The organism is Pseudoxanthomonas sp. LjRoot204_2, assembly GCF_056175765.1.
Genome location: NZ_JBGFFG010000050.1, coordinates 1 through 12578, shown reverse-complemented (window position 1 = coordinate 12578; position 12578 = coordinate 1). Strand labels below are relative to the sequence as shown.

11 protein-coding genes are annotated in these 12578 nt (G+C 68.8%); 4 read left to right on the top strand and 7 right to left on the bottom strand.

The features are described from left to right. Nucleotides 1-230 precede the first annotated feature (230 nt). Complete coding sequence (locus tag AC04L7_RS04185) at nt 231-593, top strand: DUF4870 domain-containing protein (RefSeq protein WP_299342773.1); 363 nt, start codon at nt 231-233, stop codon at nt 591-593. A 52-nt stretch (nt 594-645) separates the two neighbouring features. Here the strand turns inward: AC04L7_RS04185 and AC04L7_RS04180 are convergent, their stop codons facing one another. The 3 genes from AC04L7_RS04180 to tilS are packed head-to-tail and all read right to left on the bottom strand — an operon-like array spanning nt 646 to nt 3125. Then, complete coding sequence (locus AC04L7_RS04180; protein ID WP_475512565.1) at nt 646-1524, bottom strand: polyprenyl synthetase family protein; 879 nt, start codon at nt 1522-1524, stop codon at nt 646-648. Next, the gene (locus AC04L7_RS04175; protein ID WP_435999720.1) at nt 1514-1774 is read right to left on the bottom strand and encodes an exodeoxyribonuclease VII small subunit; all 261 of its coding nucleotides are present in this window, start codon (nt 1772-1774) and stop codon (nt 1514-1516) included. Before AC04L7_RS04175 ends, AC04L7_RS04180 begins: the two co-directional genes overlap by 11 nt. Nucleotides 1775-1823: 49 nt before the next feature. After that, nucleotides 1824-3125 carry a tRNA lysidine(34) synthetase TilS gene (tilS, locus tag AC04L7_RS04170; protein ID WP_435999718.1) on the bottom strand — a complete coding sequence of 434 codons (1302 nt, stop codon included), beginning with the start codon at nt 3123-3125 and terminating at the stop codon, nt 1824-1826. Nucleotides 3126-3248: 123 nt separating this feature from the next. Here tilS and AC04L7_RS04165 point away from each other — a divergent pair, with 123 nt between their 5' ends. Continuing rightward, nucleotides 3249-4193, top strand: coding sequence for a GAF domain-containing protein (locus AC04L7_RS04165; RefSeq protein WP_435999716.1), 945 nt, complete (start codon nt 3249-3251; stop codon nt 4191-4193). A gap of 232 nt (nt 4194-4425) precedes the next feature. Beyond that, a complete protein-coding gene (gene lepB / locus AC04L7_RS04160; RefSeq protein WP_435999714.1) occupies nt 4426-4974 on the top strand; it encodes a signal peptidase I in 549 nt (182 codons plus the stop codon). A 6-nt stretch (nt 4975-4980) separates the two neighbouring features. Here the strand turns inward: lepB and AC04L7_RS04155 are convergent, their stop codons facing one another. Then, the gene (locus AC04L7_RS04155; RefSeq protein WP_296280350.1) at nt 4981-5733 is read right to left on the bottom strand and encodes a tetratricopeptide repeat protein; all 753 of its coding nucleotides are present in this window, start codon (nt 5731-5733) and stop codon (nt 4981-4983) included. Nucleotides 5734-5972: 239 nt separating this feature from the next. Between AC04L7_RS04155 and AC04L7_RS04150 the strand changes: the two genes are divergently transcribed. Next, nucleotides 5973-8792, top strand: coding sequence for a di-heme oxidoredictase family protein (locus tag AC04L7_RS04150; RefSeq protein WP_435999712.1), 2820 nt, complete (start codon nt 5973-5975; stop codon nt 8790-8792). Between the two features lie 22 nt (nt 8793-8814). Here AC04L7_RS04150 and AC04L7_RS04145 read toward each other — a convergent pair whose 3' ends face one another. From AC04L7_RS04145 to dnaE, 3 genes are all read right to left on the bottom strand, one after another. Further along, nucleotides 8815-9507: a transglycosylase domain-containing protein gene (locus AC04L7_RS04145; RefSeq protein ID WP_435999710.1), complete on the bottom strand. Its 693-nt coding sequence runs from the start codon at nt 9505-9507 to the stop codon at nt 8815-8817. Between the two features lie 13 nt (nt 9508-9520). Further along, nucleotides 9521-10480 (bottom strand): acetyl-CoA carboxylase carboxyltransferase subunit alpha, encoded by a 960-nt coding sequence (locus AC04L7_RS04140; RefSeq protein ID WP_435999708.1) that lies wholly within the window; start codon nt 10478-10480, stop codon nt 9521-9523. Between the two features lie 96 nt (nt 10481-10576). Continuing rightward, nucleotides 10577-12578: DNA polymerase III subunit alpha (gene dnaE, locus AC04L7_RS04135; protein ID WP_475512564.1), on the bottom strand; the 2002-nt coding region annotated here is incomplete at its 5' end.

Below are 12578 nucleotides of genomic sequence, written 5' to 3'. Positions count from 1 at the left end.
ATCGCGGGCATCAAGGCCAACAATGGCGAGTCCTACCGTTATCCGTTCGCGCTGCGCCTGATCAAGTGATCGCACGCCAAGCGTGATGGGAAAGCCCGGCCATGCCGGGCTTTTTTATTGTTAGGTGTCAAGCGGTGGACAGGCACCTAGAATCCCGCGGACCCGGCGCGCGCGTCGCATCAGCGACGCAGCGGGCGCGCGGTTCGTCCGACTCACAACAGGGAATTCGCATGTCCACCTCGAACGTTTCACCGGAAGAACGCTCCGCAGCCCTCATCACCTACCTGCTCACCGCTTTCCTCGGCATCATCGGCGCGGTGATCGGTTGGGCGGTCTTCAAGGACAAGGGACCTTTCGCCAAGGATCAGACCAGCGAGGCGCTGAACTGGGCGATCTCCGTCACCATCGCCTTCGTCCTGCTGTGGATCGTGGTGGTCGTGCTAGCCATGGTGTCGGCCAAGTTGGCGGTGCTGGGAAGCTTGCTGTACATGGCCCTCGGCCTCGCGAGCTTCATCCTGTGCATCATCGCGGCGCTGAAGGCCAAGGACGGGACCGCGTATCGGTTTCCGTTCGGTCTGCGCCTGGTCAAGTAAGCGACCTTCGCGCGGCAAGAAAAAGCCCGGCATCGCCGGGCTTTTTTGTCACTCAATGCGAACGATGGATCGCGAGATCGCCGAGTGAACGAAGGGCGTCGCCGCGAGCGTCATACACCGACAACGCCTCGCGCATCCGCGCATCGAGTTCCCTCAGTTTCGCCTTCGCGCCTTCCATGCCGAGCAGCGCCGGATAGGTCGACTTCGCCTGCGCCACGTCCTTGCCGGCGGTTTTGCCCAACTGGTCGGAACTGGCTTCGATGTCGAGGATGTCGTCGCGTACCTGGAACGCGAGGCCCAGCGCATCGGCGAAATCATCCAGCCGCGCCAGCGTGCCGGCGTCGGCGGCGCCAGCCAAGGCCCCCATGYGGACCGCGGCGCGGATCAGTGCCCCCGTCTTCAGCGCATGCATCCGTTGCAGGTCGTCCAGTGGCTGCCGTGTGCCGGTGGCGTCGATGTCCAGCGCCTGGCCTCCGCACATGCCGGCGGCGCCGGAGGCCCGCGCCAGGGTGCCCATCCATGCCACGCTCAGCGCGGCGTCGACGTCGGCGTCCGCCAGTTGTTCGAATGCGCGCGTCTGCAGCGCGTCGCCGGCGAGGATGGCGGTGGCCTCGTCGAAGGCGACATGCACGGTGGGTTTGCCGCGACGCAGGTCGTCGTCGTCCATCGCCGGCAGGTCGTCGTGGACCAGCGAATAGGCGTGGACCAGTTCCACCGCGATCGCGGGCGCATGCAGGGTGGCTTCATCCGCCTGCAGCAGCGTGCCGCTGGCATAGACCAGCAGTGCGCGCATGCGTTTGCCGCCGCCGAGCACGGCATGGCGCATGGCGGCATGCAGGCGGTGCGGGGCGGCGTCGGACGGCGGCAGTGCGCGGTCCAAGTGGTCTTCCAGCGCTGCGGCCCACGCCGCGAGACGCGGCTCAGCGGCCATCGGGCGCGGGTGCGAAGGGTTCGCCGTTCTCCGGCTGTTCCGGATCGGTCAGCAGGCGCACGCGCAACTCGGCCTGCTCGAGTGCCGCCTGGCACTGCCGGTACAGTCCGACGCCACGCTCATAGGCCGCAAGCGAAGCTTCCAGGCTGAGGTCGCCGTGTTCCATCTTCTCGACCAGTTGCTCGAGCTCATCCAGCGACTGCTCGAAATGGGCGACGGGTGAGGCTCCTGCGGGGGTCTTCTTTGCCATGGGGCAAGTGTGGGGATCGCGTGCGGTCAGGTCAAACCGCCCGGTGGGCTCAGCCGCGTCGCCACACCAGGCGGCGGTCGCGGTCGCGCAGCCAGGCGTCGCATCCGGCGGAGAGGACGAGGTCGCCGGCGGCCCAGAGCTCGTCGCTCTGCCAGAGCAGCGGCAGTTGGCGCCGCTCCCAGGGCGGGACGCCGCACGACTGCAGCACGTCCTTCAGCGCATGCCGGTGCGCGCGGCCGGGCAGGGCGATGCGCTCGCCACCCCGGCGCGCGGTCAGTCGGAGACGGGGGGCGATGGGCTCTCCCTCACCCTCCAGTGTTAGCGTTCCGCCATCGGGCAGKGTGAGGGGGACGTTGCCATCCCACGTTGCCTGCCACGTGCCGGGCAGCGCAGTGCGGAGGCGTTCGGCATGCAGCAGGCCGCGCCAGCGCCTCACCACCGCGCCCTGCCAAGCGAATTCCGCCTGCGCATCGTCGCGCGCGGTCAGCAACTGCGCCTCGATCTGCGCCACGCCCTGCGCAGGCAAGGAAGGCAGCGACAGCGTTTCGATCCATCGCCGCAGCGCGCGGGCACGCGCGCGAGCATCCTCCGACCGCAGCGTGGCGACGCGGAGCGCCGCAGGGTCTGCCGTGGCCGCGCGGGCCAGCAGTGCGCGATCCTGTTGCGCCAGCAGGTCTGCGCCCGCCGCGCTCAGCGCGGCGCTGCGCGCAAACGCGGCATCGGTGTGCGGCCAACGCTGCCGCAGCAGGGGCATCACCGTGTGCCGCAGGAAGTTGCGGTCGAATGCCGTGCTTTCGTTGCTGGGATCGTCGATCCACCGCAGCGCGTGGGCGTCGGCGTACGCCTCCAGCAGGGCGCGCGGTGTATCCAGCAGCGGACGCCATTGCCACCCCGGCCCGAATGCGCGCCACGGTCGCATGGCCGCGAGTCCTTCAGGGCCGGACGCGCGAAGGGCGCGCAGCAGGAACGTTTCAGCCTGGTCTTCGCGATGGTGTGCGGTCGCCAGGAGGTCGCCGGGCGACATGGCCGACGCGAAGGCGCCATGCCGTGCGCGCCGTGCCGCGGCCTCCGGGCCTTCGCCCCGCGAGGTATCGACGTGCACGCGGTGCACCTGTAACGGCACGCCGAGTGCCCGGCACGTCGTTTCGCAATGCGCTGCCCATGCGTCGGCCTGCGGTTGCAGTCCGTGATGGACATGGATCGCCTGCAGTCCTCGCGCGCGTACGTCCGGATCCTGTGCCAGCCGGTGCAGCAACACCGTCGAATCCCGTCCACCACTGAACGCCACCCACACCCGGCCCGCGACCGGCGACGGCGACAGGGCGAGCGAAGGAAGGGCAGGGTGCTGCATGCGTGCATGCTAGCGGCGAAGCGTGCGATGTGCAGCCGGTCACACCGCGATCGACGGCGCGTTGACGGTGTGTGAACCGGCCACGGGCGAGGATGATCGCGTCACCGAAACGAAGGAGAACGCATGACAGCGTCCACGGCCTCATCCCTTGCGGAAACCCGGCGACAGCACGCGCTCGACCGTTACCACGTGCTGGATACCCTACCTGCCACGGTGTACGACGACCTGGTGACGCTCGCCGCGGCGCTCTGCGGCACGCCCATCGCGGTGGTCTCGCTGATCGACCGGGATCGCCAGTGGTTCAAGGCACGCCTCGGACTGGATGACCACCAGACCACGCGGGATACCGCCGTCTGCGACCATGCGATCCGGCATCCGGAGGACCTGCTGGAGGTGCAGGACCTGAGCGAGGATGCGCGCTTCACCGACTTCCCCATCGTGACCGGCGACATCAAGGCGCGCTTCTATGCCGGCATGCCGCTGGTGACCGGCAACGGTGAGGCGATCGGGACCGTCTGCGTGGTCGACACGCAGCCCCGCCGGCTCAGTGGCCAGCAGAAGGCCTCGTTGCGGTCGCTCGCACGCGTCACGATGGCGCTGCTGGACGCGCACAGGGCAGAGCACGACGCATCGGCGCTCGCTGCGCTCCAGGCCGGCACGCCCGCGGTGGTCACCGATACGGCGGACGCGCCTGCGTTCACGGTAGCCATCATCGAGCTGCAAGGCATGGCGGACGCCGTGCGGCGGTTGGGGGAACGGGTGCTGGAGCGGAAGCTGGAGGGGCTGGGGACGGATTTCGATGCCTGTGTGCAGCCCGCACGGGGCGATCACGTCGGTCGGGTCACCGGCAGTGCCGAGTACGTCGTGCTGCTCCACGGTGAGCAGGCGGATGCGCGCGTGGATGCGCTTCGCGACGCGGCGCGACGTGCCGGACAGCGTGAGGGACTGTCGATGCTCGTGGGGGCCGCCACCGCCCTGCCGGGCGAGGCCATGCATCTTGTCTACCTTCGTGCGGAAGAAGACCTCAGTCGGCAGAAGGATACGGTCTCCGACAGGCGCGCTGCCTGACGAGGACTGGGCCGCGGGACGGCGCCCGCGTCCACCGTGCGCAGGGTTTCGCAACCCATGGCGCCGATGCGGCCAGGCGCGGGTGGCGGGCATGCCGCGGGTTCACCCGATGCGCGGCGGATCCGCGGTGCGGACGGAGATCTCCGCCCGCCATCGGGCGAGGCCCATGGCCACGCGTGCGGGGTGCGGCGATCTGCGGCATGCTCGTCATCGGTCCCGCCGCTGGGGAAGCATGTCCCGCCTTCGCCGTTCCATCGCCCGCGTGCTGGTGGCGCTGATGATCCTCATCCCGGCGGTGTCGCTGGCGATGTACGCCTTCAATCCGTTCGGTGCGCGCTCGATCGATCCGCGACAGCGCGTCCTGGGGCACGGCCTGTACCGTGTGCCTTCGTCCAGCATGCTGCCCGGCATCGTGCCCGGCCAGGTGCTGGTGACACGCGCCGGCTACTACACCCGCCATCGTCCGCAGCGCGGTGACGTGGTGACGTTGCTTGTGCCCGAACACGCGGGCCAGGTGTGGCTACAGCGCGTCGTCGGGCTGCCCGGCGAATGGGTCGGGATCGTCGACGGCAAGGTGCACATCAACGGTGTTGCGCTGGATGAGCCGTACGTCGCGGCGCAGAACGTGCGCACGGGCTACGCCCTCGCGTTCGCGCCGGTCAGGGTGCCCCAGGGGCACTACTTCATGATGGGCGACAATCGCGACAACAGCGTGGACAGCCGGATGCAACCCATGACCCGGCGCGAGGACATCACCGGCAAGGTCGTGGGGCTGTTCTGACGCGATCTAGGCGTGCGGCAACGTGGCCAGCTCCCGTTTCGCCACCTCGATCCAGTCCCGCTGCTCGCGCTGGTAGTAGCGCGGCGCGGCGTCGGAGCGGTCGAGGATCTCCTGGAACACGCTGCGTGCGCGGGCATGCTCGCCCTGGCGCTTGAGCAGCAGGCCGAAACGCGCCCGCGCCTCCTCGCCCGGATAGCCCTGCACCACGGCCTCGTACTCGTGGATCGCGGCGGCGGCATCGGCGGTGTCTTCCACGGTGCGCGCGTACAGCAGATGGCCGTCGACGGAACGGAAGCCGGGATTGGCCGCGATCAGGGCATCCAGCGTGGCACGCGCCTTCGCCGACTCGCCCAGGCCGAACTGCGCCTTCGCCAGTCCCAGCATGAGGTCGGGATCGCTGGCGTACAGGCCCTTGAGCGCCTGTTCGTACAGTTCGGCGGCCTGTGCGTAGTCGCCGCTGCGCAGGCTTTCGTCGGCCAGCCGGCGACGGTTCTCCGGCGTGTCTGCCGCCTTGAGCAGCCTGGCGGCGTCGCGGCGGTCGCGCTCGGGGTCGATGCGGTTGCGCACGTTGCGCACGGTGCGGCGGGCGGACGGGCTGTGGCGCAGGTCGGGCAGGATCTCGGCGATGAAATAGATGATGGCCGACAGGAACGGGAAGACCAGCAGGATGAAGACCCAGTAGAGGGGGCGACCGGTGCGCACCACGTGCACGCAGCACGCGATCTGGACGGCATAGGTCAGCAGCAGGAGTGGGCTCATGCGGTAATGGAAGTGGCGGCGGAGCGCCAAGCATCGGCCATCCGCTTGACCGGCGCCAGCGCAGGGCGCCGGCCGGCCGCATGCGCCTCGCACCATGATGTGCGGCGCCGGTCACAGCAGTGCGGGCGAACGCTCTGCGACGATGCCGCGTCCGACCATCGGATGGCGCGCGCCCGTTTCGGGGAATGAGGCGAGCGTGCCGCCGACGTTCCCCACGCGTCCCCTGGAGTCGGTACCCGATGCCTTTGCCCGTGTTCGTCCGGCGCCGCCGCGCGCCGGTGTTTTCCGTGTTGGCCGTCATGGCGCTGACCGCCTGCTCCGCACCGTCCGACGACACGGACGACGCGCCGTTCTGGAGTCGCGCGCGCGTCGCGTCGGCCTCCCCGGCGGGGATGGCCGGTGGCACGGCCACGACGGCGTCCGCCGAAGCGCAGGCCGCTCCGCCGCAGAACATCAATATCGACCCGGTCCCGTCCGGCCGCTATCGCATCGTGAGCGTGGCGAGCGGTCTGTGCATCGAGGTCCGGGAGGGGAGTGCCGCCAACGGCACCCCGCTGGTGCAATCGGTCTGCGATGCCACGCTGCACCGGCAATTCTTCGATATCGCCGAGACGACGACAGGGCAGTACCGACTGCGCAACCTGGCCACACAGAAGTCCGCCGACATTCCCGCAGGATCGGGCGCCGACCACGTCATCGTGCAGCAGTGGGAGGACAACGGCAGCGGCGCGCAGCGATTCCGCCTGCAGCGGATCGACACCAGCGACCGGTACCGCGTCGTCAACGTCAACAGCGGAAAGTGCCTGGGCATCACCGCCGCGTCCACCGCGGCGGGCGCCGTACTTGAGCAGCTCGCGTGCGCCGCGGTGCCGGCACAGCAGTTCCACCTGGGCGCGGGCGAGCCCGAGGCGGTGCGGCAGAACGGCACGCAGCCGCTGTTGCCGCCGCCGCGGCCGGTGCCGCCCTCGGCCACCTACCAGCCGCTCCTCTGGCCCGACGATGCCGCACCGGTCCTCTACACGCAGGACGACGGTACCCTGGTGACCCACGTCGGTGGCCGCGTGCGCGATCGCCATGCGCGCGAACCCATCGTCGACGACAGCTACCAGGTGTTCCCGCCGCAGTATTTCGAACGGCGCACGCACGAGATCGTCATCCACGACGATGCGGTGCCCGGCACGTCGGGCGAGCAGCGCATCCTGACCATCGTGGTCAGGCCGCAGCACTACTGGTACGGCACCAATTTCCGGCACGGCTACATCGGCCGGCGCAGCGAGGATCCGCTGGCGCCTACCTCGGTCGCGCTGTACGCGGACAACGGCGGCATGAAGCTGCTGCCTGGCGGCGTGGTCGGGCAGACGCCGATCACCGGCTACGCGCAGCTCGGGCAGGACCCCGGCAGCAACTACACGCCGCCGGCCGGCACGCCGGGCAACGCCTTCGTGCTGGTCAAGGAGATCCGCACCGCCGCCAACGAATCGCACCGGCCGCTGCGCAAGGGCGACCTGGTGGAGTTCGAGCTGGGCATCTTCCTGGCCGGCAATCCCGACCTCATCGGGCGCTTCAACTACTACGCCGAAGCGCTGGTCTACCGAGCGGGATCGCACGGCATCGTGTCCTGGTTCCGCGGGCCCGGCTACGGCGTGCAGCGTCCGCTGGACTCGCTGGCCATGCCGGGCGAAGCACTCAGTGCCGGTCCGTGGATGACGCTGCACGAGGACACCTCCAGCGAGCCGTTCCGCATGCTGCAGCAGGCGTCGCACAACATCGCCGGCTACAACATGCAGTCGTGGGCCGAAGGACGCCGGCTGATCCATACCTCGTTCGCCAGCGGTCGCCATTCCGAGGAGAGCAACACCGTCTTCGCTGCGCATGCCGGCAAGGCGGCGCCGCGCTTCTCGCAGACGCGCTGCGTCGACTGCCACACCGGCAATGGCCGCAGTTCGCCCGTGGTCGGCGCGCCGCTGAATCGCCTGGGCGTGTTCGTCGGGGTGGCGGGTGCGGGCACGCAGGCGCCGGATGCACGCTTCGGCTTGCGCCTGCAGCAGGGCACCTATCGCGAAGCCGGCGCCAACCTCGACGGGCGCGAAGCCGAACTGGTGCTCACCGGGTACACTGAGCTTCCGGGCCGCTATGCCGATGGCAGCGGTTATGTGCTGCGCCGCCCGACCTATGCGCTGCGCGACCGTGCCGGTCAGCCGCTGGCGATGCCGACGGCGCTGTCGGTACGCGTGGCGCCCTCGCTGATCGGCCTGGGTCTGCTGGAAGCCGTCCCCGAGCAGCAGCTGGAGCGACTGGCGCTGGCGCAGCAGGGTGATCCCGATGGGGCCGCCGGGCGGCTGCAGGTGGTGGCCGATGCGCGCGATGCGGGACTCAGCCGCGTCGGACGGTTCGGTTGGAAAGCGGGCACGGCGACGCTGGAACAGCAGACATCGCTCGCGCTCAACACCGACATGGGCGTCACGACACCGCTGATGCCGTCGCTGGAATGCGCACGCGGCAGCCAGGGCACGGCGTGTGCACAGGTCGACAACGGCAGCGCAAGACTGACGGCGGCCGACATCCACCACACCACGCTCTACCTGAGTCTGTTGGGCGTGCCGCCGCGACGCGACTTCGACAATCCGCTGGAACAGGACGCCCAGGCGCGCGCCCGGCAGCTGCGCGTGAAACGCGGTGCGCAGCTCTTCGACGCCGCGCGATGCAGCACCTGCCACGTCCCGGCACTGCGCACGGGCCACCACCGGTTCGTCGAACTGCGTTACCAGACCATCCGGCCGTACACCGACCTGCTGCTGCACGACATGGGGCCGGACCTGGCCGACACCTACGTCGAAGGCCGCGCCACCGCCCGAGAGTGGCGGACCGCGCCGCTGTGGGGCCTCGGCCTTGCGTCCAGCATCGATCCGAACGTGCGCTACCTGCACGACGGTCGCGCCGCCACGCTGGAGGAGGCCGTRCTGTGGCATGGCGGACAGGGGACGGCGGCGAAGCAGCGGTTCGAGGCGATGAGCGCCGAGGACAGGCGTGCGCTGGTGGATTTCCTCAGGTCGTTGTGACCCCGCGCTGTCCTGCCGGCGATCAGCGCCGGCCGGGACAGCCCTGCATCGACAGTCGCGCCAACGCACGCGGTAGCGCGGTATCGGCATCGAATCCTCCGGCCTTCGCCGCGAGGTGGCGATAACGGTTGGCGAAGCGTTCCGGACGACATGCGGGGTCGTAATACGACGGACCTTTCATTAGCGCGATCAGCAAAACGCGTTCCTCGGGCACCAGATCGGCCAGCGGTCGGCCGTACCAGGCCTGCGCCGCCTGTTCGATGCCCCGGGCGTTGCGGCCGAATCCGCTCTCCGCCAACACCGTGTCGACCATCCGTCCGATGCTCCAGGTGCGACTGACGTGAGTCGTGGCCGCCAGTTGGGTGAGGTGCCAGCGCGTAGCGGCCGACTGACCTGCATCTTGTCGTATCACCAGAGCACGTCCTGCACGGCCGAGCAGTCGCAGCTGGTGACCGAGGGGTTCGCGTTGCCGGCCCGAGTAGTGCCAGAGCGAGTAGCCCCAGATGCTGACGGGGTTGAGGCGTGGCACGTCCTCGATGGCGCCTGCTTCAACGTCCAGATAAAGCGCTCGCAACGCCGGCGTAGCGCGGTAGCGATTCGGATCGAGGTCGTCGGGAAGTCCGGAAGCGCCGTAGGCATGCAGACCGAAGCAGAACCCCGTGACGAGTGTCGCAACTGCCAGCAGGGTCCCGAGGGTGGCTCTGAGCCAGGCCATCCCCCGTGCGGACTCAGGCCGCTTCGTAGGCGCCGTAGCCGCGCAGGCGCTCGTAGCGCTTCTGCAGCAACTGATCGACCGGCAACTGGTCCAGCGCATCCAGCTCATTGAGCAGCACGGCCTTCAGGCGGACCGCCATCTGGCGCGGGTTGCGATGCGCGCCGCCGATGGGCTCGCGAACGACCTTGTCGACCAGGCCCAGGCCATGCAGGCGCTTGGCGGTCAGGCCCAGTTGTTCGGCCGCGTCCTTGGCCTTGGCGGCGTCTTTCCAGAGGATCGACGCGCAGCCTTCCGGCGAGATCACCGAATAGGTGCCGTACTCGAGCATCAGCGTACGGTCGCCGACGCCGATGGCGAGCGCGCCGCCGCTGCCGCCTTCGCCGATCACCGTGCAGATGATCGGGATCTTCAGTTCGGCCATTTCCAGCAGGTTGCGGGCGATGGCTTCCGATTGCCCGCGCTCTTCCGCGCCCACGCCCGGGTATGCGCCCGGCGTATCGATGAAGGTCAGCAGCGGCAGCTTGAAGCGCTCGGCCATCTTCATCAGGCGCAGCGCCTTGCGATAACCCTCGGGACGCGGCATGCCGAAGTTGCGCGCGATCTTGCTCTTGGTGTCGCGCCCCTTCTGGTGGCCGATGATCATCACGCTGCGGCCGTCGATGCGGCCCAGGCCGCCGACGATGGCGGAGTCGTCCGCGAACGCGCGGTCGCCGGCCAGTTCCTGGAACTCGTCGCAGAAGACCCTGATGTAGTCCAGCGTGTAAGGGCGCGCCGGATGGCGCGCCAGCTGCGATACCTGCCACGGCGACAGGTCGCGGAAGATCTGTGCCGTGCGCACGCGCAGCTTGTCCTGCAACGCATGGACCTCGGCATCGACATTCACCGCCGGGCCCGTGCTGGCGGCGCGCAGGTCCTGGATCTTGGCTTCCAGATCGGCGATGGGCTGTTCGAAATCGAGGTAGTTCGGGTTCATCTGCGGGCCATGGGCCGGAAAGGGGGAAAGTGTAGCCGAAGCGCTCCAGCGGTCACGTACGGGGGGGTAGGGCCGCCATCGCGCACGCGCAGCGCGTCAGTTCGCCCAAGGACGGCTGAAAGCGGGCTTGGCCGCGCGCACGCCCGGCATCGCGCGCAGGGCATCGAGCAGTTCGGCATCCACGCGCACGGCCTTCTGGCCGTTGAGGTCCAGCATGCCGGCGATGGCGGCGCCGTCGGTCGCCATCAGCAGGTCCAGGCGCAGGGGCGTGCCGCCCGGGCGGTGGCGCGACAGCAGCGCATCGACGCGCTCCCACAGGCCGGGCACGCGCAGGTCCAGCCGCAGCTGCAGGCGCTGCGCGTGCTGCTGGCAGAGCTGGGCGTAGTCCCACACCTGTCGGATGCGCAGGCTGTAGCCACCGCTGAACTCGTCCTCGCGCAGTCCACCCTTGATGACCAGCACGCGATCGCGCGTCATCAGCGCGCCGAACTCCGCCAGCGCATCGGAAAACGCACTGCATTCGATGCGGCCACGACCGTCTTCCAGTTGCACGAAGACCTGGCTGTCGCCCTTGCGGCGGATGCCCACCACCTGGCCCGCGACGATGGCATTCACTTCGGGACGCCAACCCTTCTTGTCRCCGCCGGACGAACTGGACCAGATGCGGTCCAGCTCGCTGAGGTCGTTGCCGACCAGCGAGCGAAGGTCGTCGCGATACGGGTCCATCGGGTGGCCACTGAGATAATGGCCCAGGGTCTCGCGTTCGCCGTGCAGCACCTGCATCAGCGGCCATTCGTCCGTGACCGGCAGCTCCACGTGGATGTCGTCGCCGCCGCTGCTGGAACCGAACATGTCGACGATGCCGGCATTGCGGTTCTTGCTGATCTGGTCGATGGCCTTCAGCACCTCCGGCAGCTGCAGCGCGAGCGAGGCGCGGTTGCGGCCCAGCGCGTCGAGCGCACCGGCATTGATCAGCGCTTCCAGCGCGCGCTTGTTGAGCCTGGAGGAATCGACGCGCTTGCAGAAATCGAACAGGTCGCGGAAGTCCCCGCCGTCCTTGCGCGCCTCGACGATGCTCTCGCACACACCCTGGCCGACGCCCTTCACCGCGCCCAGCCCGTAGCGGATGGTGTTGGCGTCGGTAGCGACGAACATGAAGTCCGAATGGTTCACGTCCGGCGGCAGYACGTTCAGGCCCAGGCCGCGCGCTTCATCGAGGAAGCCGACGACTTTCTCGGTCTTGTCCATGTCCGACGACAGCGTGGCGGCCATGAACTCGGACGGGTAGTGCTTCTTCAGCCACGCCGTCTGGTAGGCGACCAGCGAATACGCGGCGGCATGCGACTTGTTGAAGCCGTAGCCGGCGAACTTCTCCATCAGGTCGAAGATTTCATCGGCCTTGCGCTCTTCCACGCCGCCCTTGGCGGCGCCCTCGCGGAAGATCTCGCGGTGCTTGGCCATTTCGGCCGGCACCTTCTTGCCCATCGCACGSCGCAGCAGGTCGGCGCCACCCAGCGAATAGCCGCCGASGATCTGCGCSRTCTGCATSACCTGCTCCTGGTAGACCATGATGCCGTAGGTCTCTTCCAGCATGGTCCGCGTGCGCGGGTCGGGATACTCGAATTCCTCGCGGCCGTGCTTGCGCTCGACGAACGACGGGATCATGTCCATCGGGCCGGGCCGGTACAGCGCATTCAGCGCGATCAGGTCCTCGAAGCGGTCCGGCTTGGCTTCCTTCAGGGCCCGCCGCATGCCGGTGGATTCGAACTGGAACACCGAGCCGGTGTTGCCGTTGGCGAATACGTCGCGGTAGACGCTGGCGTCGTCGAGCGGGATGGTGGTGATGTCGACCGGCGGCACGCCCGCGCGGGCATGCCGTTCGTTGATCGCCTTCACCGCCCAGTCGATGATGGTCAGCGTTCGCAGGCCCAGGAAGTCGAACTTCACCAGGCCGACGGCCTCCACGTCGTCCTTGTCGAACTGGGTGACCGGATTCTTGCCGCGACCGCCTTCGTCGTGTTCGGCGAACAGCGGGCAGAAGTCCGACAGCGGCGACGGCGCGATCACCACGCCGCCGGCGTGCTTGCCGGCATTGCGC